This window comes from Polymorphospora rubra, from assembly GCF_018324255.1.
Taxonomy (GTDB): Bacteria; Actinomycetota; Actinomycetes; order Mycobacteriales; family Micromonosporaceae; genus Polymorphospora; species Polymorphospora rubra.
On the sequence record NZ_AP023359.1, the window covers coordinates 7,510,520 to 7,530,279 of the forward strand.

25 protein-coding genes are annotated in these 19,760 nt (G+C 71.0%); 11 read left to right on the plus strand and 14 right to left on the minus strand.

The window, feature by feature from the left end; translation table 11 throughout:
- Window positions 1-12: 12 nt before the first annotated feature.
- The 4 genes from Prubr_RS32815 to Prubr_RS32830 form a co-directional block, all read right to left on the minus strand.
- Complete coding sequence (locus tag Prubr_RS32815) at window positions 13-192, minus strand: hypothetical protein (RefSeq protein ID WP_212819120.1); 180 nt, start codon at window positions 190-192, stop codon at window positions 13-15.
- Between the two features lie 50 nt (window positions 193-242).
- Window positions 243-1,412 (minus strand): RNA-guided endonuclease InsQ/TnpB family protein, encoded by a 1,170-nt coding sequence (locus Prubr_RS32820; RefSeq protein WP_212819122.1) that lies wholly within the window; start codon window positions 1,410-1,412, stop codon window positions 243-245.
- Window positions 1,413-1,574: 162 nt separating this feature from the next.
- The gene (locus Prubr_RS32825; protein ID WP_212819124.1) at window positions 1,575-2,675 is read right to left on the minus strand and encodes a HAMP domain-containing sensor histidine kinase; all 1,101 of its coding nucleotides are present in this window, start codon (window positions 2,673-2,675) and stop codon (window positions 1,575-1,577) included.
- Window positions 2,672-3,331 carry a response regulator transcription factor gene (locus tag Prubr_RS32830; RefSeq protein ID WP_212819126.1) on the minus strand — a complete coding sequence of 220 codons (660 nt, stop codon included), beginning with the start codon at window positions 3,329-3,331 and terminating at the stop codon, window positions 2,672-2,674. Before Prubr_RS32830 ends, Prubr_RS32825 begins: the two co-directional genes overlap by 4 nt.
- Before the next feature lie 178 nt (window positions 3,332-3,509).
- On the opposite strand from Prubr_RS32830, the gene Prubr_RS32835 reads away from it, so the two are divergent.
- From Prubr_RS32835 to Prubr_RS32845, 3 genes are all read left to right on the plus strand, one after another.
- Complete coding sequence (locus Prubr_RS32835; RefSeq protein WP_246567972.1) at window positions 3,510-4,394, plus strand: S1 family peptidase; 885 nt, start codon at window positions 3,510-3,512, stop codon at window positions 4,392-4,394.
- A gap of 69 nt (window positions 4,395-4,463) precedes the next feature.
- A complete protein-coding gene (locus tag Prubr_RS32840; protein WP_212819130.1) occupies window positions 4,464-4,931 on the plus strand; it encodes a hypothetical protein in 468 nt (155 codons plus the stop codon).
- Entirely contained in the window at window positions 4,928-5,257 is a 330-nt protein-coding gene (locus Prubr_RS32845; protein ID WP_212819132.1) for a winged helix-turn-helix domain-containing protein, read from the plus strand. The genes Prubr_RS32840 and Prubr_RS32845 overlap by 4 nt, the downstream gene beginning before the upstream one ends.
- Here the strand turns inward: Prubr_RS32845 and Prubr_RS32850 are convergent.
- Window positions 5,250-5,876 (minus strand): hypothetical protein, encoded by a 627-nt coding sequence (locus tag Prubr_RS32850; protein WP_212819134.1) that lies wholly within the window; start codon window positions 5,874-5,876, stop codon window positions 5,250-5,252. The two genes, Prubr_RS32845 and Prubr_RS32850, sit on opposite strands and share 8 nt — an antisense overlap.
- Before the next feature lie 87 nt (window positions 5,877-5,963).
- Here Prubr_RS32850 and Prubr_RS32855 point away from each other — a divergent pair, with 87 nt between their 5' ends.
- From Prubr_RS32855 to sodN, 5 genes are all read left to right on the plus strand, one after another.
- A complete protein-coding gene (locus Prubr_RS32855; protein WP_212819136.1) occupies window positions 5,964-6,497 on the plus strand; it encodes an RNA polymerase sigma factor in 534 nt (177 codons plus the stop codon).
- Window positions 6,494-7,498: a hypothetical protein gene (locus tag Prubr_RS32860; RefSeq protein WP_212819138.1), complete on the plus strand. Its 1,005-nt coding sequence runs from the start codon at window positions 6,494-6,496 to the stop codon at window positions 7,496-7,498. Before Prubr_RS32855 ends, Prubr_RS32860 begins: the two co-directional genes overlap by 4 nt.
- Before the next feature lie 44 nt (window positions 7,499-7,542).
- Window positions 7,543-8,388, plus strand: a complete 846-nt coding sequence (locus Prubr_RS32865) for a DUF1028 domain-containing protein (protein ID WP_212819140.1) — start codon at window positions 7,543-7,545, stop codon at window positions 8,386-8,388.
- A 102-nt stretch (window positions 8,389-8,490) separates the two neighbouring features.
- Window positions 8,491-9,009 (plus strand): flavin reductase family protein, encoded by a 519-nt coding sequence (locus Prubr_RS32870; protein ID WP_212819142.1) that lies wholly within the window; start codon window positions 8,491-8,493, stop codon window positions 9,007-9,009.
- Entirely contained in the window at window positions 9,009-9,413 is a 405-nt protein-coding gene (sodN, locus tag Prubr_RS32875; RefSeq protein ID WP_212819144.1) for a superoxide dismutase, Ni, read from the plus strand. Before Prubr_RS32870 ends, sodN begins: the two co-directional genes overlap by 1 nt.
- 87 nt (window positions 9,414-9,500) lie before the next feature.
- Here the strand turns inward: sodN and Prubr_RS32880 are convergent, their stop codons facing one another.
- From Prubr_RS32880 to Prubr_RS32915, 8 genes are all read right to left on the minus strand, one after another.
- A complete protein-coding gene (locus Prubr_RS32880) occupies window positions 9,501-10,067 on the minus strand; it encodes a gluconokinase (protein ID WP_212819146.1) in 567 nt (188 codons plus the stop codon).
- Window positions 10,057-11,286, minus strand: coding sequence for a D-mannonate dehydratase ManD (gene manD, locus Prubr_RS32885; protein ID WP_212819148.1), 1,230 nt, complete (start codon window positions 11,284-11,286; stop codon window positions 10,057-10,059). The genes Prubr_RS32880 and manD overlap by 11 nt, the downstream gene beginning before the upstream one ends.
- Before the next feature lie 25 nt (window positions 11,287-11,311).
- Window positions 11,312-12,265 carry a sugar kinase gene (locus tag Prubr_RS32890; protein ID WP_212819149.1) on the minus strand — a complete coding sequence of 318 codons (954 nt, stop codon included), beginning with the start codon at window positions 12,263-12,265 and terminating at the stop codon, window positions 11,312-11,314.
- A 67-nt stretch (window positions 12,266-12,332) separates the two neighbouring features.
- Entirely contained in the window at window positions 12,333-12,971 is a 639-nt protein-coding gene (locus Prubr_RS32895; RefSeq protein WP_246567974.1) for a bifunctional 4-hydroxy-2-oxoglutarate aldolase/2-dehydro-3-deoxy-phosphogluconate aldolase, read from the minus strand.
- 2 nt (window positions 12,972-12,973) lie between these two features.
- A complete protein-coding gene (dgoD, locus tag Prubr_RS32900) occupies window positions 12,974-14,122 on the minus strand; it encodes a galactonate dehydratase (RefSeq protein WP_212819151.1) in 1,149 nt (382 codons plus the stop codon).
- Between the two features lie 5 nt (window positions 14,123-14,127).
- Entirely contained in the window at window positions 14,128-14,943 is an 816-nt protein-coding gene (locus Prubr_RS32905) for a carbohydrate ABC transporter permease (protein ID WP_212819152.1), read from the minus strand.
- Window positions 14,940-15,890, minus strand: a complete 951-nt coding sequence (locus Prubr_RS32910) for a carbohydrate ABC transporter permease (RefSeq protein ID WP_246567975.1) — start codon at window positions 15,888-15,890, stop codon at window positions 14,940-14,942. Before Prubr_RS32910 ends, Prubr_RS32905 begins: the two co-directional genes overlap by 4 nt.
- Before the next feature lie 69 nt (window positions 15,891-15,959).
- Window positions 15,960-17,198, minus strand: a complete 1,239-nt coding sequence (locus tag Prubr_RS32915) for an ABC transporter substrate-binding protein (RefSeq protein ID WP_246567976.1) — start codon at window positions 17,196-17,198, stop codon at window positions 15,960-15,962.
- A gap of 217 nt (window positions 17,199-17,415) precedes the next feature.
- Here Prubr_RS32915 and Prubr_RS32920 point away from each other — a divergent pair, with 217 nt between their 5' ends.
- The 3 genes from Prubr_RS32920 to Prubr_RS32930 all read left to right on the plus strand — a co-directional run bounded on the left by Prubr_RS32920 (window position 17,416) and on the right by Prubr_RS32930 (window position 19,257).
- On the plus strand, window positions 17,416-18,186 hold the full coding sequence (locus tag Prubr_RS32920; RefSeq protein WP_246567977.1) for a FadR/GntR family transcriptional regulator: 771 nt from the start codon (window positions 17,416-17,418) through the stop codon (window positions 18,184-18,186).
- A gap of 73 nt (window positions 18,187-18,259) precedes the next feature.
- The gene (locus tag Prubr_RS32925; protein ID WP_212819157.1) at window positions 18,260-18,541 is read left to right on the plus strand and encodes a hypothetical protein; all 282 of its coding nucleotides are present in this window, start codon (window positions 18,260-18,262) and stop codon (window positions 18,539-18,541) included.
- Window positions 18,520-19,257, plus strand: a complete 738-nt coding sequence (locus tag Prubr_RS32930; protein WP_246569098.1) for an ornithine cyclodeaminase family protein — start codon at window positions 18,520-18,522, stop codon at window positions 19,255-19,257. Before Prubr_RS32925 ends, Prubr_RS32930 begins: the two co-directional genes overlap by 22 nt.
- A 28-nt stretch (window positions 19,258-19,285) precedes the next feature.
- Here Prubr_RS32930 and Prubr_RS32935 read toward each other — a convergent pair whose 3' ends face one another.
- A complete protein-coding gene (locus Prubr_RS32935; protein WP_212819159.1) occupies window positions 19,286-19,684 on the minus strand; it encodes a peptidase inhibitor family I36 protein in 399 nt (132 codons plus the stop codon).
- Window positions 19,685-19,760: the final 76 nt, after the last annotated feature.

Genomic DNA, 19,760 nt, shown 5'->3' on the forward strand with positions numbered 1-19,760 from the left:
GCACGTCGGCCGCTAGGCTATGGGATTGGCGTTTTGAGCGAGGTTGTAGAAGTTCGACGTGGCCAGTCCGTAGTACGGCGAGTACGTGTACTGGGGCAGATGGTCGTAGCCGAAGCTGTTGTGCCCGTTGACCACACCGTGCTCGCCGTCGAAATTGGTGAGCCAGTAACCGCCGGTCATGGAGTTCTCCATGTAGTTGACAGCCTCCGCCGCCCTGAAGTGAAGGACGGGAGTTCCCTTGGTCACCCTCGGGTTTCCTGTTTCGCCGACGACCGCCCCGTCCGGGAGGATTCCCGTTGAGGTCTTACACCGTCTCCGCAGGCTGTCACCGCCAGTCCGGCGGCCAGGATGTTACGGGCCGCGTTCACGTCCCGGTCATGGACGCTGCCGCAACGGCAGGTCCACGACCGCACGTTAAGCGGCATCCGGTCAGCGAGCGCACCACAGGTGGAGCACAGTTTCGACGACGGGAACCAGCGATCAACGGTGATCAGGTTCCGGCCGTGCCAGTCGGCCTTGTACTCCAGCATGGTGCGGAACTGCCGCCAGCCCGCATCACTGATCGCGCGGGCCAGGCTCCGGTTCTTGACCATGTTGCTTACGGTCAGGTCCTCGATCACGAGCGTTTGGTTCTCACGCACGAGTCGGGTGGTCAGCTTGTGCAGATGGTCACGGCGCCGGTCGGCGATCCGGGCATGGACGCGGGCAGCCTTCAGCCGGGCCTTGGCTCGGTTCGCCGAGCCCTTCTCCTTACGAGCCAGGTCCCGCTGGGCACGGGCCAGCCGCTGGCGGTCGGCCCGCTCGTGGCGGGGGTTGGTGACCTTTTCCCCGGTCGACAGGGTCAGCAGGTGGGTCAGGCCGGCATCGATCCCGACCGTGCCCGGGGCGGGGACCGGTGTGATCGTGTCATTGCAGAGGAGGGACACGAACCAGCGTCCGGCGGCGTCCTGGGACACGGTCACCGTGGACGGCGACGCGCCCGCCGGCAGCGGCCTGGACCATACGATGTTCAACGGCTGCGACATCTTCGCCAGGGTCAGCTCGCCGTCGCGGAACCGGAACGCGCTGGTGGTGTACTCCGCCGACCGGCGGGACCTCTTCTTCGACTTGAACGACGGATACCCGGCGCGTTTGGCCCAGAAGTTCGTGAACGCGACTTGCAGATGTCGCAGGGCCTGCTGCAACGGCACGCAGGAGACCTCGTTGAGGAACGCCAGCTCCTCGGTTTTCTTCCACCCGGTTAGCAGGGCCGAGGTGGCGTTGTAGCCGACCCCTTCCCGACGCAGCGTCCACGCCTCGGTCCTGGCGTGCAGCGCCATGTTGTAGACCAGTCGGACGCACCCGAACGTGCGGGCAAGCTCAGCAGCCTGCTCGAGGGTGGGGTAGAAGCGGTACTTGAACGCCCGCTTCACCGTCCTGGACACGGCCCACATGCTAGCGGGCTGACGAGTGAGTCTCACAAACGGGCGGGTGAACCAGCTCGCAGATCACGCGCACGATTGCGCCTATTTCATCGCTGATTGACACCTGACTTTATCGTGGTGTCCGGAATACCGGTATCCCCCGCCAATCGGTCAGCCGGCGGCGTTCCGGTCCGCCGCGGGAAACGAGACCTGGACCCGCAGGCCGTCGTGGCCGGTGGACGACGCCGCGATGATGCCCTCGTGGGCCCGGGTGATCGAGCGGGCGATCGCCAGCCCGAGGCCGGCGCCGCCGCTGTGGTCGACCCGGGCGCCGGACCGGCGCCGGAACGGTTCGAACAGGGCGGGGACCTCGTCGGGCGGTACGTCGTCGCCGGTGTTCACGACGACCAGGGCGGGATCCTCGCCGACCCGTACGTCGATGGTGCCGTCCGGCCGGTTGTACTTCAGCGCGTTCTGCACGAGGTTGGTGACCAGACGCTCCAGCAGGACCTGCTCGCCGATCACCACCCGCGGACGCAGCTGGCTGGTGATCGTGATCCCGGCCTCGGCGGCCCGTGCCCGGTAGGCGTCGAGCACCGTCGCGGTGATGTGGTCGAGCCGCAGCGGGGTCCGCGACAGCAGCCCGCGGTCGCTCTCGCTGAGCACCAGCAGGCCCTCGATCAGGCGCTCGTTGCGTTCGTTGGTCGCCAGCAACTGCGCGGTGAGCAGGGCGACCTGGTCCGCGGTCAGGGGGCGGGCCAGGCCGACCTCGATCAGCGTCCGCTGGACCGCGAGCGGGGTACGCAGTTCGTGCGACGCGTCCGCGGCGAACCGGCGCTGCGCCTCGTATCCGACGGCGATGCGGTCCATCATCTCGTCGATGGCACGGCCGAGTACGGCCAGCTCGTCGCGGCCGCGGCCGGGCCGCAGACGGTGGCCCAGATTCTGCGGTCCGACGTTGGCGATCACGGGCACCAGGTCCCGGACCGGACGCAGGCACCACCGGACCGCCGGATAGCAGGCGGCCAGCAGCACCAGAAGCACCAGCACCGTCGCGATGACCGTCGGGATGCTGGGTCGCCGGAACAGCTGGGCACAGACGAACGGGGTGTCAGCCTCCGGTGCCCGCAGGCGCGGCACGGCGCACCAGGAAGGCCCGAACTCCCACCACAGCGCCAGCAACTGCTCGGCGACCAGCGGCACGAACGGGGCCGCGACGAGAAGGATGCCGCAGAGCAGGAACATCCGCCGGGCCGGCGACCGGGCGCTCACCGGCCGAGCCGGTACCCGGTGCGGGGCACGGTCTGGATCACCGGTGGGTCGCCGAGCTTGCGGCGCAGTGTCATGACGGTCATCCGGACCGTGTTGGTGAACGGGTCGGCGTGCTCGTCCCAGGCCTGTTCCAGCAGATCCTCGGCGCTGACGACCCGGCCGCCGGCGCGCATCAGCACGTGCAGGACGGCGAACTCCTTCGGCGACAGGGACAGCACCCGTCCGTCGCGGGTGGCGGTGTGCCGCGCGACGTCGAGCACCATCCCGTCCTGTTCCAGCACCGGGGGCAGCGCCGGACCCGAGCGCCGGGACAGCGCCTGCAACCGGGCGACGAGTTCGGCGAACGCGAACGGCTTGGTCAGGTAGTCGTCGGCGCCGAGGCCGAGCCCCTCGACGCGGTCGCGGATCCCGGCCGCGGCGGTCAGCAGCAGCACCCGGGTGTCGGCGCCGGAGCCGGTGATCCACCGGCACACCTCGTCGCCGGTGTGCCCGGGCATGTCGCGGTCGAGGACGGCGACGTCGTAGCGGTTGACGCCGAGCCGTTCCAGGGCGCTGTCGCCGTCGTACACCACATCGACGGCCATCGACAGCCGGCGCAGCCCTTCGGCCATCGTGTCGGCCAGTACCCGCTCGTCCTCCGCCACCAGCACCCGCACGCCGCTTCCCTCCGTTCGTCCCGTCCCGTGGGCGCCCGCCAGGCTCGCACAGCACGGATAAAGGATTCATAAGGGCGCCGCTGACGCTCGCCTGACGGCCGGGTCAGCAGCATGGTCATTCACTGCTTCCCTTACGTACCGGTGGTGCCCTTTGCTCCGAATGTTGATGAATTCTGCCATGGCTCTCCTGGTGGGCGCGGCTGTCGTCGGCCTGGGCGCCCGGCCCGCGGCGGCGATCGCGTACGGCGAGGACGCGACCGACGGCCAGTACCGCTTCTCGGTCCTGCTCACCATGACCGGTCTGCCCGACACCGACGGCGGCAGCAGCCGGAACGGCTCGTGTTCCGGCGCGCTGATCGCACCCCGCTGGGTGATCACCGCGGGACACTGCTTCCGGGACCGCGACGGCCGACAGGTCAGCCGTACCGTGGCCCACCGCACCACCGCCACGGTCGGGCGCACCGACCTCGCCGGCCACGACGGGCACGAGGTCGAGGTCGTCGCGGTACACCAGGCGGGTACCACCGACGTGGCCCTGGCCGAACTCGGGACCGCGGTCACCGACATCGCGCCGCTGCGGATCGGCACCGAGCCGCCGAGGGTGGGCGAGGTGGTCCGGCTGACCGGCTACGGCCGGACCGCGCACAGCGGACCCGAGACGGCGTCGTGGTTGCAGACCGGGCAGTTCACTGTCGACCGGGTCGGCGACACCCTGTTGGAGACCTCCGGCCACGCCCCGCGACCGAACACCAGCCCGTGCCCGCAGGACTCCGGCGGGCCGTACTTCCGGGAGCGGCCGGACGGAACGGCCGTCCTGGTGGCGGTGGTGAGCACCGGGCCGGGCTGCCCCCACGCCGGCGCCGACTTCAGCGCCCGCACCGACAATCTCGGCGACTGGATCGCCGGCACGATCGCGGCGGACCCGGCTTCGCTCCACCGGAATCCGGTCGTCGTCGGCGGCGGGGTTCTGCTCTCGCTGACGGCCGTGTCGCTGATGGTGTTCGCCCGCCTGCGGGGGCACCGGCGTCGTTCGGCAGCGGCACACCGGGCGCCCCTGCGATGAGCCCCGCGAGACAAGCTTTCCAACCTGGCAAGCTTGCCGGATTGGAAAGCAAGAACTAATCTTGCCAACATGGAAAGTAAGGAAGAGATCAGCGCCCACCTGCGAGTCGCGGAACGCGCGGCCGCCGCCCCGTACGTCGACTATCCGAAGGACCCGTGGTGGTCCGTGCCGGCCATCGGCCTGCTCGCCGTGCTCTTCGTACTCGGGACGCACGTCCAACTGCGGACCGACCTGCCGAGCCTGGTCGGGGTGCTGCTCAACCTGAGCGTCGGCGGATCCGGGATCGCCTACTACTGGTGGCAGCGCCGGCGGCGGGGCACGATGCCGCAGGGCGACGCGCCACGCGAGGTCAGCCGCGTGATGTGGGCATTCATCGTCGGCGCGGTACTCGTCTGCGCCGTACTGCTCCTGCTCGCCGCCGTCGCCCCGTTGTGGCTCGCCCTGCCCGCCGCGTTCCTGCTCGTCAGCGCGAGCATGCTCTGGTACGGCCGGGCGTACGAAGAGGCGGCGGCACAAGTCCGGAACCGACTGGCATGAGGCAGGGCCTGGACCCGGTCATCCACCCACCCAAACGGCTGGCGGCGATGGCCATCCTCGCGCACGCGCAGGACGCCGACTTCTCGTTCCTGCGCAAGCACCTGGAGATCAGCGACTCCGACCTGTCCAAGCAGATGAGCGCCCTCGTCGAGGCCGGCTACGTCTCGGTGACCAAGCACGGCCGTGGACGCGCCAGCGTCACCACGTACCGGATCACGAAACCGGGACGGGCGGCCTACGTGTCCCACCGCCAGGCACTCGAACGGATCCTGGCCGGAGCGACCGCCGACGCCGACGAGCGACCGGAAACCTCCGCCCCTATGTGAAGACGACGGCGTGCCCGGAGGCGACACTCACCCGGCACGCCTCGTGCAGGGTCAGCCACACCATCTGCTCGATCTCGAACGGGTCGTCGCGGTCGTCGAACAGGCGGGCCGCCTCGGCATCCGAAAGCGTGCCGTCGGCTTCCAGCCGGATCCCGACCAGCGGTGCGGTCACGGCCAACTCCCCCAGCAGGCCGTGGCTCGAACCGACCATTCCCGCCCCGGAAATCGCGTCCGACAGGAACAGCGGATCGCCCGACGGCACCGGAACGTAGAAGCCGGCCGCGTCGGAGTGGCACAGCAGGTGCGAACCGAGCATCAGGGTGGCCTCCTCGACGAACTCCTGAGCGTCTTCGAGGTCGTCCGGTCCGGTCACCGGGGTCACCGGTTGCCGCTCGTGGTGCAGGGCGTACACCCGACGCAGGCGGTGCAGGTAGCCGTACGGAAAGCTCCCCACGTACGGGCGGGCGGTGCCGGCCGGTGCCGGACCGTCCGGCGCGGACCAGTCGTGACCGTGCTCGGCCAGCTCACGCCGCAACCGGGCGAACTGCTCCCGGTAGTGCTCCTCGCCCTCCGGATCCAGGCCGAGACACGGATTGCCGATGCTGATCCCCAATCCCATGACCGCGCAGCATAGGTGCCGCAGGCAAGGCGAGGCCGACCCGACCCGAGCTGTAACCTTCGGCGGCCGGCGGACACAAGTGGGTTCATGAGGGACGTCAAGGATCGGGGGCCGGACTGGTTCCGCGGGGTCTACGCGGAGCACTATCCGGACGTCGTCCGTTACGGTCTGCGCCGGCTCGACGGCATGGCCGCGGCCGAGGAACTCGCCCAGGAGGTGTTCCTGGTGGCGTGGCGCCGGCGCTGGGAGGTGCCGGCGCGAACGTTGCCGTGGCTGTACGCGGTCGCCCGGCGGCTGCTGGCGAACCACTGGCGGGCCCGGCGGGCGGCGTCGCCGGCGGTGGAACTGACCGAGGCTGTCGGGCCGGACCGGCAGGACGGCATCGTGCGGCTGATCGACGTGCGTACGGCGCTCGCCCGGCTGTCCGACGACGACCAGGAGATCCTGCGGCTGGTGGGCTGGGAGCAACTTTCGCTCGGCGAGGCGGCACTGGTGCTCGGCTGCGGGCTGGCGGCCGCCAAGGTACGGCTGCACCGCGCGCGGCGGCGGCTCGCCGAACTGTTACGGGACCGGCCGGAGCAGACGCCCTCGGTCAGTGGTCAGTTGGGAGGGGTGCGATGAGCAGGCGGGTACGCACACTGTTGGAACCGGTCGACCCGGCGCGCGGGGTGCACGTGGGTCACGGTGACGTCGAGGCGCTGCTCGACCGGGCCCGCGGGGACGTCACCTCGTACGCTCCCCCGGCCCCGGCCCCGGCCCCGGCACGGCAGCGCACGTCGCTGCTCATTCCGGTCGCCACCTTCGCCGTCGTCATGGTCGCGGGAGCGGCGATCGCCGTCGTGCAGGCCGTCTCCGGTTCCACCGGGCCGCCGGTGCCGTACGTCCTGCCGGGCGCCACGGCGGCCGCCTGCCTGGAGCAGATCGCCGGCCGGTTGCAGCCCACGTCGTACGACGGGCAGAGCGGGCGGTACGAACTCCTGCGGGTGTCGCAGGACAGCGGAATGTCGACGCAGATGCCGGACGGCACCGGCATGGCGACCGTGGTCTACAGCCAGGACTGGACGCGGTGGCTCGCGGAAGACGGGTCGGGACGCCAACGCATCGTCCGTGGCGCGCCGGAGTATCCGGACGAGGCATCGCGGAACTTCTACGCGCGACATCCGGACCACCTGCCGACCGCGGGAACCGAGACGAGAGAACTGGGACGCCGAGGGCTGCCCGTCGCGCCGTTGCCCGCCCCGGATCCGGCCACGATGGACCGGGAGCTCTACCAGCCCCGGGAGAACGGCCCGTCGCAGGCGCTCGTCGGCGTCGCGGACCTGAACCGCGGGAGGGTCCTGCCCGCCGCGCACCGGGTCGCCGTGCTGCGGTTCCTCGCGACGACCGACGGTGTGGTGTGCCGTGGCGAGCTGACCGATCCCACCGGGCGTACCGGCGTCGCGGTCTCCGCCGACCGGGGCCGCGGCCCACGGCCCTCCCCCGGTGACCACGGCCGTGAGCTCCTGCTCTTCGACGCCCGCACCGGGGAACTGCTGGCCAGCAGCGGGGGCGCCACTCCCGACGGCGACGTGGTGTGGTCGGTGGTCTACCTGGAACGGGGCTACACCGACCGGCCCGGCTGACGAAGCGGCTGGCCCGCGCGTCGGGTCGCCCGTACGGTGCACCCATGACGTTCTCGATCGTGGCGCGGTCGGCGGACGGTGACGCTCTCGGCGTCGCCGTGGCGAGCAAGTTCCTGGCCGCCGGCGCGGCGGTGCCGGCCGCCGAGGCGGACGTCGGCGCGGTCGCCACCCAGTCGTACGCGAACCTGGCCTACAAGGCGCAGGCGCTCGCCCTGCTGCGTAGCGGGGTCACCGCGACCGACGCCGTCGCCGGCCTGATCGCGGCCGATTCGGGGCCGCGCGGGCAGCGCCAGGTCGGGGTGGTCGGGGTCAGCGGTGACGGCGCGACGTTCACCGGCGACGACTGCCACGGATGGGCCGGCGGGACGGCCGGCGACGGCTACGCCGTCCAGGGCAACATGCTCGCCGGGCCGGACGTCGTGGCGGCGATGGCCGACGCCTGGGAGTCCACGATGGACGAGCCACGGTTGGCGTACCGGCTGCTGGCCGCGTTGGCGGCCGGCGACGACGCCGGCGGCGACCGGCGTGGCCGGCAGAGCGCCGCCCTGCTGGTCGTGGCCAGGGGCCAGGGGTACGGCGGCACCAGCGACGTGCTGGTGGATCTGCGGGTCGACGACCACGTCGCGCCGGTGGCCGAGTTGGCCCGGCTTCTCGACCAGCACACGTTCCTGTTCGGGCGGCCCGATCCGGCGACGCTGATCGACCTCAGCGGCGAGGTGGCGGCCGAGGTCGGCCGGCTGCTGGCGGCCGCCGGGCATCCGCCGGCCGGCCCGGCGGGCGCCGACCTCGACGCGGCGCTCGCGTCCTGGGCCGGGGTGGAGAACCTGGAGGAGCGGATCGTCGTCGGCCGCATCGATCCCCTGGTCCTGGCGCATCTGCGCGGACACTGACCGCCGGCCGCCGCACCGCGATTCGGCGTACGCACGGTTGACCTGAAGTCGAGTTCAGGTTTTACCCTCGTGACGTCGACCGATGATCGGCGAGGGAGGCTCGTGTCCAGCAGTGTCGAGACTGACATCGGCGGGCGGTTCAAGGCCGCCTTCCGCCGGTACCCGGCGGGCGTCTCGGTCATCTCCGCGGCCGGGCCGGACGGGCCGGTGGGACTGACCGCCTCCAGTGTGGCGTCGGTGTCGGTCACGCCGCCGGCGTTGTCCTTCTCGGTGACGGGTTCGGGATCCGCACGGGCGATCGTCGGGGCAGCCGGCTTTGTCGTCAACCTGCTGGGCCCCGGTCACCTCGGCCTGGCGCGGGACTTCTCCCGCTCCGGCGGGCCGCGCTTCACGCCCGAACAGGGCTGGCGCACGCTGCCGACCGGCGAGCCGGTGCTGCCCGGCGCCGTGGCGTCGTTGCGGTGCACGCCGCTGCACCTGGTTCCGGTCGGCGACGCCACCGTCGTCGTCGCCACGGTGTGCGAGGTGTTCCTCGGCCCGACGGCCGGGCGGCTCGTCTACCACGACCGGGAGTTCATCGCCTCGGCGCCGCTTCCCCTACCACGCGAAGGAAAACTCTGATGCGACTGTTCCGCCTCTTCGTGCCGCGTACCACGGTGAGTGCCCACTGCGATCTGCCGTGCGGCGTCTACGACCCGGCCCAGGCCAGGATCGAAGCCGAGTCGATCAAGGCCATCTGTGAGAAGTACCAGGCGAACGAGGATCCGGAGTTCCGCACCCGTTCACTGATCATCAAGGAGCAGCGGGCCGAGCTGGTCAAGCACCACCTCTGGGTGCTGTGGACCGACTACTTCAAGGCGCCGCACTTCGAGAAGTATCCGCACCTGCACGGCCTCTTCAACGAGGCGACCAAGCTGGCCGGCGCGGGCGGCGCGAAGGGCTCCGCGGACCCGGAGGTCGCGGGCCGGCTCCTGGCGAAGATCAATGAGATCTCGGAGATCTTCTGGGAGACGAAGCAGGCCTGATCGACGTGGTGCCGGCCGGCACCACGCCTCCCGGTGCGACGGCGGCCCGACCGACACGGTCGGGCCGCCGTCGACCACATCCGGAGCCTACGGCTGCCGTCCGGGCTCCGCCGGCGCCGCGGACGCGACATCGCGCACCGGCAGGCCGAGCCGCTCGACGGCCGCGACGATCAGTTCGTCGGTGGAGAGCCGCAGATCGAGCACGACGCCCTGCTCGTCCGGCCAGAGCGCCTCCAGGGTCGCGGTCTGCGAGTCGAGCAGGCTGGCCGGCATGTAGTGGCCGGCGCGGACCGACATCCGCTCCCGGATGACCTCGGTCGGCCCGTCCAGGTGCAGGAAGTCCACCCGGGGCGGCCCCTGCCGCAGCACGTCGCGGTAGGAACGCCGCAGCGCCGAGCAGGCCAGCACGGTCGACACCCCCTCGCGGTGGCGGGCCGCCATCCAGTCGGCCAGGGCGCGCAGCCACGGCCAGCGGGCGTCGTCGTCCAGCGGCACCCCGGCCCGCATCCGGCTCACGTTGGCCTCGGAGTGGAACTCGTCGGCCTCGGCGAAGGCCAGCCCGGTCAGCGCGGCCACCCCCTGGGCGACGGTCGTCTTGCCCGCGCCGGACACGCCCATCACCACGACGTGCCGCGTCGGCCGGTCACCAGTCATGGACGGTGCCGTCCTTGAGCCGGTTGAACGGCAGGTACGCCGGCTGGTACGGGAAGCGGGCGGCCGCCTCCTCGTCCAACTCCACCCCGATGCCGGGCTGGTTGCCGGGGTGCAGGTAGCCGTCGACGAAGCTGAACGACTGGCGGAACACCTGGTTGGTGAGTTCGCCGTGCCGCATGTACTCCTGGATGCCGAAGTTGTGGATGGCCAGGTCCAGGTGCAGCGCGGCGGCCATGCCGACCGGCGAGATGTCGGTCGGGCCGTGGATGCCCGACTTGATCTGGTACTGGGCGGCGAAGTCGAGCAGCTTGCGCATCGCGGTGATGCCGCCGGTGTGGGTGACCGCCGACCGCACGTAGTCGATCAGCTGTTCGCGGATGAGGGTCTGGTAGTCCCAGACGGTGTTGAAGACCTCGCCGATGGCCAGCGGCGTGGTGGTGTGCTGGCGGACCAGCCGCAGCGCCTCCTGGTTCTCCGCCGGGGTGCAGTCCTCCAGCCAGAACAGGTCGTACGGTTCGAGGGCCTTGCCGAGCTTGGCGGCCTGGATCGGGGTCATCCGGTGGTGGCCGTCGTGCAGCAGCGGCAGTTCCGGGCCGAACTCGTTCCGGACCGCCTCGAACACCCCGGGCAGGTGCCGCAGGTAGGCGCGGGTGTCCCAGTCTTCCTCCGCCGGCAGCGGGATGCGCTGGGCCGGCTCGTAGTCGTACCGCTTGCCGTCGATGCTCGGCTGGGCGGCGACGCCGTAGACGGCGTTGATGCCGGGTACGGAGGTCTGCACCCGGATCGCCCGGAAGCCGAGGTCGAGGTGGGCGCGGATCGAGTCGAACAGTTCCGGCAGGTCGCGGCCGGAGGCGTGGCCGTACGCCATGGCGCCGGTGCGCGAGGCGCCGCCGAGCAGCTGGTAGAGCGGCATGCCGGCGGCCTTGGCCTTGATGTCCCACAACGCGACGTCGACCGCCGCGATGGCGGCCATGGTGACCGGGCCGCGCCGCCAGTACGCCGAGCGGTAGAGGAACTGCCAGGCGTCCTCGATGTTGTGCGCGTCCCGCCCGAGCAGCAGCGGCACCACATGGTCCCGCAGGTACGAGGCGACGGAGAGTTCGCGGCCGTTGAGTGTGCCGTCGCCCAGCCCGGTGATGCCGTCCTCGGTTGTGATCTTCAATGTGACGAAGTTACGGTCCGGGCTGGAGACGATGACGTCGGCGGCGACGATCTTCACGAGGGTGCCTTTCTCGGGTTGGTGCTCAGCGAAGGGTGGTGCCGGCGACGCTGCCGGTGATGAGGGACAACTCGTCGCGACGGGGCAGGCCCTCCCAGTCGCCGTGGGCGGCGACCGCGAAGGCGCCCAGCGCCACCGCGCGCTGGAGCCGGTCGGCGAGGTCGAGTCCGTCGAGGTGTCCGGAGAGGTAGCCGGCGGTGAACGCGTCACCGGCACCGACGGTGTCCACGGCGGTGACGGGCACCGCCGCGGCGTGGACGACACCGTCCCGGGTGTGGGCGCGGGCGCCGTCGGCGCCGAGCTTCACCAGCACCGTGTGCACGCCCCGGCGGAGCAGGCCGGCGACCGCGGTGTCCTCGTCGGCACCGGGTTCGGCGACCAGGTCCAGTTCGTCGGCGGAGGCGACGACGACCGACGCGTACCCGGCCAGCGGGGTCAGGGCCGCGCGGGCGGCCTCCCGCGACCAGAGCCGGGTCCGGTAGTTGACGTCGAGGGACACGGTGGTGCCGGCGGACGCCGCCTCCCGCGCCGCCCACGTCACCGCCGCCCGGGCGCTGTCGGACAGCGCCGGGGTGATCCCGGTCAGATGCACCAGACGGGGCCCGGCCGCGAGCGGCCCGCGCAGGTCGTCGACGTCCAGCGCCGATCCGGCCGAACCCGCCCGCCGGTAGACCACCCGGGTCAGGTCGGCGGTGCGCCGCTCCAGGAACATCAGGCCGGCCGGCCGGTCCGGGTCACGGCGGACGCCGTCGGTGTCGACCCCTTCGGCCCGCAGCTCGCGCAGCACGAACTCGCCCAGTTCGTCGTCGCTGACCCGGCCGGCCAGGGCGGCCCGGTGCCCGAGCCGGGACAGCCCGACCGCGACGTTCGACTCCGCCCCGACCATGTGCATGGTCAACGGCCCGCCGAGGTGCAGCGGGCCGGTCGACCGCAGCGACACCAGCACCTCGCCGAAGGTCAACAAATCCACGCCGCTCATGCCGACCCTCCACAATGTTGCGTGCCGGCGGGCGGCACCATCGTACTGAATCCGGTGGATCTCCGACTCATGGACGCGGGATGCCCCCGGTCGCCGCGACGTAGGCCCGGGCCCGCTCGCGCAGCGCGTCGAGGTCACCGCCGGAGGCGGCGTCACCCACCAGCGGGCCGCCGACCCCGACCGCGATCGCCCCGACCGCCAGGTAGGCGGGCAGCTCGGCCAGGCCGACCCCGCCGACCGCGACGAACGGGATGTCCGGGAACGGGTCACGCACCGCCTTGAGGTACGCCGGCCCGCCCACCGACGCCGGGAAGAGCTTGACCACGCCGGCGCCCTGCCGCACCGCCGCGTACGCCTCGGTCGGGGTGAGCGCGCCGGCGGCGACCGGCAGGCCACGGCGGGCCGCCTCGCCGATCGACTCGACCACGGCCGGGGTGACCACGAACTGGGCGCCGGCGGCGGCCACGTCGGCGACGTCGGCGACGGTCAGCACCGTGCCGGCGCCGACCAGGCTGCCCTGCGGGGCGGCCTGCCGGATGGCGGCGATGGCGTCGCAGGCGCCGGGGGTGGTCAGCGCCACCTCGACGATCGAGACGCCCTCGGCCAGCAGTGCGGTGCCGGCCGCGATCGCGGCGGCGGTGTCGGTGCCACGGATGATCGCCAGCAGGCGGGTCGCGGCGAGTTCGGCGGTGAGGTCGACAGTCATGGTCACCATTCCGCGTAGGAGCCGTCGGGGTGCCGGAACGTGGGGCTGCGCCAGGCGTGCCCGCGCTTGTCCGCCGCCCGTACCGCCTGCTCGTCGATCTCGATGCCGAGTCCGGGTGCGGTGAGCCGCTGGACGTACCCGTCGACGAAGGTCAGCGGCTCCTGGTCGACGCAGTAGTCGAGCACCTCGGCGCCGAGGTTGTAATGGATGCCGATGCTCTGCTCCTGGATCAGGTAGTTCGGCGTGGCGAAGCCGACCTGGAGGCAGGCGGCCAGGGCGATCGGGCCGAGCGGGCAGTGCGGGGCGAGTTGTACGTCGTAGACCTCCGCCAGTGCGGCGATCTTGCGTACCTCGGTGATTCCGCCGGCGTGCGAGAGGTCCGGCTGCGCCACGGCGATGCCGGCCTGGAGCACGGGCAGGAACTCCTGGCGGTTGTAGAGCCGCTCCCCGGTCGACACCGGGGTGGTGGTGGAGCGGACGAACTCGCCGATCAGGTGCGAGTTCTCCGGCACCACCGGCTCCTCGAGGAACAGCGGCCGGTACGGCTCCAGCAGCGGCGCGACCCGGCGGGCGTTGGCGAGGGTGAACCGGCCGTGGAAGTCGACGGCGACGTCACGTTCGTCGCCGAGGACCTCGCGGGCGGCGGCGACCCGGGCCACCACCTCGTCGAGTTCGGCGACGGAGGCGATCGGGCTCATCCGCCCGGAGGCGTTCATCTTCACGGCGGTCAGCCCCGCCTCCACCCGGGCGGCGATGTGGTCGCGGACCTCGCTGGGTTCGTCACCGCCGACCCAGCCGTAGACCCGGATCCGGTCCCGGACGGGTCCGCCGAGAAGCTGGTGCACCGGTGCGCCGTACCGCTTGCCGGCGATGTCCCACAGCGCCTGGTCCAGCCCGGCGACCGCGCTGGCCAGGATCGGACCGCCCCGGTAGAAGGAGCCCTTGGTCATCACCTGCCAGTGGTCCTCGATCCGCAGCGCGTCCTGGCCGATGAGCACCTCGCTGAGCTGTTCGACGGCGGTGCGTACGGTCTCGGAGCGGCCCTCGCAGGTCGCTTCGCCCCAGCCGACGAGTCCGTCGGTGGTTTCCACCCGGACGAACAGCCAGCGGGGTGCGACGAGGAAGGTCTCGACGCGGGCGATGGTCGTCATGTCGGTCAGCCCTTCGTCGCGCCGGCGGTGAGGCCGGAGACGATGTATTTCTGCACGAACAGGGCGATGACCATGATCGGCAGAGTGACCACGGTGGTCGCCGCCATCAGGCCGCCCCAGTCGATGCTGGCGTACCCGACGAAGTCGAAGATCGCCACGGGCAGGGTCTTGGTGTCCGCGCCGGAGAGCACCAGGGCGAACATGAAGTTGTTCCAGGAGAAGATGAAGGACAGGATGCCGGCGGTGGCAATGCCCGGGACGGACAGCGGCAGGGTGATCCGGCGGAACGCGCCGATCGGGGTCAGGCCGTCGACCTGGGCCGCCTCTTCCAGTTCGTCGGGCAGGCCGTCGAAGAAGCCCATCATGATGTAGACGATCAACGGCAGCGACACGAACATGTGGCTCAGGATCAGCACGCTGAAGCCGCCGACCAGGCGCATGTTGGAGAAGACGTAGTACCAGGGCACCAGCAGCGACACGCCGGGGATGACCCGGGCCATGAGCACCACGAGCGCCGACTTCTTCATGTTGAACCGGCTCATCGCGTACGCGGCCGGCACGCCGAGCAGCAGCGACAGCGCGGTCGCCGCGAAGGCGACCCAGAGGCTGTTGAAGATGAACTGGACGTAGTTGGCCTGCTGGAGGACCGTGCCGTAGTTGTCCAGGGTCGGCGAGAAGATCAGCGCCTTGCTGGAGTCGTAGATGTCGACGTTGGTCTTGAACGACGCGGCGACCATCCACAGCAGCGGTGCCACCAGCGAGAGCACCACGAGGACCAGCGCCACCGCGCGGAAGGCCTTGAACCCGGTACGTGACTTCATCGGCGGGCCTCCTTCTTCCGGCGGGAGGTGAGCGCCCACATCGAGCCGATGATGATCAGGAAGAACAGGATCAGCACGGTCGAGGAGAGGCCGTACTCGTTGTAGTCGAAGCTCAGCCCGTAGGCGTACACGTTGAGGGTCTCCACCTCGTTGAACGAACCGCCGCCGCGGCCCTTGGTGGCGTAGAGGATGTCGAAGGTCTTCAGCGCGTCGATGCCGCGCAGCAGGACCGCGACGATCACGGTGGGCATCAGCAGCGGCAGGGTGACGTGCCGGAAGCGCTGCCAGGGGCTGGCGCCGTCGATCATGGCCGCTTCCTGCGGCTCTTCCGACAGCGAGGTCAGCCCGGCGAGCAGGATCAGTACGACCATCGGCGTCCACTGCCAGATGTCGATGAAGATCGTGGTGGGCAGCGCGGTGTGCTGCCCGGCCAGCCACGGCTGCGGGCCGATGCCGATCCAGCCGAGCGCCTGGTTGGCCAGTCCGATGTTGGGGTCGAAGATGAGCCGCCACATCATGCCGACGGCGACCGGGGTGGCGACCAGCGGCAGGAGGATGGCGACCCGGACCCACTTCTCGCCCTTGAACGGCCGCCAGAGCAGCAGGGCGATGGCCATGCCGAGGACGACCTCGAAGAGCAGTGCGACGCCGGTGAATGCCGCGGTCCGCCCGACGGCGGGCCAGAACCGGTCGGTGTCGGTGAGGACGTCGATGTAGTTCCGGAAACCGATGAACTCCGACTCGGCGCGGACCGAGCCCGACGAGTCGGTGAGGCTGAGGTAGATCGTCCAGCCGAGCGGGAAGATGATCAGCGCGGCGACGAAGGCCATGGCCGGGGCCGCGAAGAGCCACTTGCGATGGTCGTTGGCCCAGCGCGCCCAGCCGGGCGTGTCGGGCATGACGTTGGCGCGGCTTGGCGCCTTGTCGGGGGCGATAACAGCTGACATCAGTTCTCCGTGGTGGGCGGCCGGGCGCGGGGGTGGCGAAACGTCCACCACCCCCGCGCCCGGTTCTCGCTAGCGGGCCTCGTCGTCCAGGAACTTCTGGAACGCCTCGTTGGCGGTCTCGGCCGAGGCCGCGGCGTCGCCACCGGTGATGGCGTCGACGATCGGCTGCCCGACGATCTCGCGGGCCTGCGCGACCCGCTCGACCACCGGCCGGTCGTGACCAACGCCGTTGGCGAGGCTCACCGTGATCGCGTCGGCCATGTCGGCCGGGTAGGTCGAGATGCCCTCCGGGTTCTCCCAGACGGAGGTCCGGGCACCGGGGACGCCGGCCTTCTGCTGCTCCAGCGTCTGCGCCTTGCCGGCCGCCCACTCGATGAACTTCCAGGCGTTGTCCTGGTTCTCCGAGGATTCGTTGACGGCCAGGCCCCAGGACGGGATGTTGTACGGCTTCGAGCCGGCCGGGCCGGCGGGCATCGGCGCGAACCCGACGGTCTCGGAGACCTTCGACTTGGCCGGGTCGGTGGCGTTCTTGTAGAGCGAGTTGGCCTCCGGGTAGAAGGCGGCCTGGCCCTGGGTGAAGATCGCCATCGCCTCCGACCAGCTCATGTCGGTGCTGACGTTGGCCGGCCCGTTCTCGCGCAGCAGTCCGCCGTAGAAGGCGTACGCCTGCTTGGCGGCGGGGGTGTTGACCGCGGCCTTGCCCGACGCGTCGACGAAGTCGCCGCCGAAGCTGTACAGGAAGCTGGAGAACTGGGTGACGGCGGCGGCCTTACCGGTGCGGGCCACGAAGCCGGCCACGCCCGGGTTGTCCGCCTGGATCTTCGTCGCCTGGGCCTTGAGCTCGTCGAGCGTGGCCGGCGGGGCGGTGAAGCCGGACTTCTCCAGCAGGTCCTTGCGGTAGTAGAGGACCTGCTGCTCGGTGATGATCGGAACGCCGACCAGCTTGTCCTCGTGGCTGGTCGCCCCGACCGGGGTCTCCTGGAAGTCGGCGAAGTCGAAGTCGGCGCTGCCCTCGGCCTTGTCGGTCAGGTCGGCGAGGTACCCGTTCTCGGCGAACAGCCGCCCCTCCTGCAGCGGCCGGTACATCATCACGTCGATGTCCCGGGAGCCGGCGTTGAGCTTGACGTTGTACTGGTCCGAGAGCTGGTCCTCGCCAAGCTGGGTGACCTCGACCTTCAGGCCGGTCTCCTGCTCGAACTGCGGGATCACCTTCCGGATGTTCTCGGTCCACACGTGGTTGACCAGCGTCACCCGCACGGTGTCCGAAGCGCCGCTGTCTCCGCCGCCGCCACAGGCCGACAGCGTCATGGCGGCAACCACCGCCAGAGATGTCCCAATTATCGATCGACGTCCCACGTCCGTCTCTCCTTCTGTCGCCACCCTCGGGGATGGGCACGTGCTGTGTGCTGGCCGTCACCTCGGGGGACGGGACGACCTCGGCGTTTTACATCCGCTTAACGTCGGGATGCTAGGCCGAAAAAGCAGACTTATACAAGGGGTAGACGCAACTGATATGATCCCAAGCGTGAATTCGCCCTCCCCCGGGGTCGCACCCGCCCAAACCGCCCCCGCCGAGGCCGGGCTGCACGGACGCGTCCTCGACCACCTCGGCACCGCCATCTGCGGTGGCGAACTGACGCCCGGGGCAGTGCTCAACATCGATGACCTGGTCGACCGCTACACGGTGTCCCGCTCGGTGATCCGCGAGGTGCTCCGGGTGCTCGCGTCGATGGGCTTCATCGAGACCCGTCGGCGCGTCGGCGTCATGATCCGCCCGGCCGGCCACTGGAACGTCTTCGATCCCCAGGTGATCCGCTGGCGGCTGGCCTCGGCCGGACGCATCGCCCAACTCCGCTCGATCACCGAACTGCGTACCGCGGTGGAACCACACGCCGCCTGGCTCGCCGCCCACCGCGTCGACCACGACGAGGCCAGCGAACTGGTCGGCCTCGCCGCCAAGATGTGGGCCGCCGGCAAGGCCGGCGACGAGGACCGCTTCCTCGGCCTCGACATCGAGTTCCACCAGCGGGTGCTACGCGCCTCCGGCAACGAGATGTTCGTCAAGCTGCAGGACCTCGTCGCCGAGGTCCTCACCGGCCGCCACCTGCACCACCTCATGCCGCACCACCCGCACGAGCAGGCACTCCAACTGCACGCCGACGTCGCCCAGTCGATCCAGCGCCGCGACGGCGACAGCGCCCGCCGGGCGATGGTCCAGATCATGGAGCACGCGTTCGACGAGATGGCCGCGATGTGGGAACAGGAGAGCACCACCGAGCCCCAGCCTGCGTCGTAGGGGCCGCCGGGTTACCTTCCTGTCACGCCGGGCCGACCCCGCCGGCGGCCCCGACCGGAGGAATCCCGCCGCGATGACCACGCCCCTGCCCTACCTCACCGCCGAGCAGGTCACCGCCCTGCTCTCCCCGCGCGAGGCGGTCGAGGCGATCGAGGCCGCCCTGCGCGACGGGTTCGATCCGGCCACCGACCCCGCCCGCACCCAGGTCGAGTTGCGGCACGGGCACTTCCTGCTCATGCCCAGCGACATCGGCGCCGGCACCGGGATCAAGATCGCCACCGTCCGCCCCGGAACCCCGAGCGCGGCCTGCCCCGCATCCAGGGCGTCTACGTCCTGTTCGACGCGGACACCCTGACACCCACCGCGCTGGTCGACGCGGGCGCGCTGACCGCGCTGCGTACCCCGGCGGTCTCCGTCGCGGCCGTCAGACCCGCGCTCCTGCGCGACCCGGCACCGCTGCGGATCGTCGTGTACGGCGGCGGCCCCCAGGCCGCCGGACACGCCACCACCCTGCGGTCCGTCCTCGACGGGCACCGCGAGATCTCCGACCTCACACACGTGGTACGACGCACGGACGCGGACCTGCCCTCCGTTCGCGACCGCGGGGCTTCTCGCGCTCACGTCCACACGGCACTGTCCGGTGCCGACGTCCGGGTCGTCGGCACCGGCACCCCCGAGGCGGAGCGGGCCGTACGGGCCGCGCACGTCGTCGTGTGCGCCACCACCGCCCGTACCCCGCTCTTCGCCCCCGACCTGGTACGCGACGACGCCGTCGTGATCGCGGTCGGCTCCCACGAGCCCGACGCCCGGGAACTCGACGCCGCCCTGCTCGGCCGCGCGCAGGTCGTGGTCGAGGACGTCGCCACCGCGCTGCGGGAGTGCGGCGACGTGATCATGGCCGTCCGGGAGGGCGCGATCGACGTCGGGGAACTGACCACGGTGCGCTCGGTGGTGACCGGCGAGACCACGCTGCCGGCCGACCGCCCGGTGGTCCACAAAGGCTCCGGCATGTCCTGGCAGGACCTCGTGATCGCCACCGCGGTCGTCGCCCGGGCCGGCCGCCCGCACTGAGCCCGGAAGGCCCGGCACGGTACGGAAACTAGCGCACCCAGACGCTGTTCGCCCGGAACGAGCCGAGGTCCGCGATGCCGCTGCCGCCCGCCACCTGGTAGGGGCCGCCGACACAGCCGTCGTTGGCGAACAGCGCGGCGGCGGAGGTGCTGGCGTTGAGCACCGATCGGGCCTGGCCGCCGAAGCCGTGGGCGACCAGACTGACGCACGTGCCGCCCGGCGTGGTCGAGGAAACGGTGAACCGCGTGCCGTTGTAGCCGGTCTCGTCGAACAGGCACAGGGCGCTCACGAACGGGCAGTCACCCGCCGCCGCGCCGGCCCGTTCCGCCGGCCCCGAGGTCGCGCCCGGTGTGGCCGCGACGCCCACCATCGTGGCGGCGAGAGCCACCACGGCCAGGACATGCCTTCCACCTCTGCGCACCGACATCCCGCTCCCCCATCATGCCGACCGGTAATCGGAGATAGATTAACATCGATCAGACGGGATCGTCGGTGGAACGGCG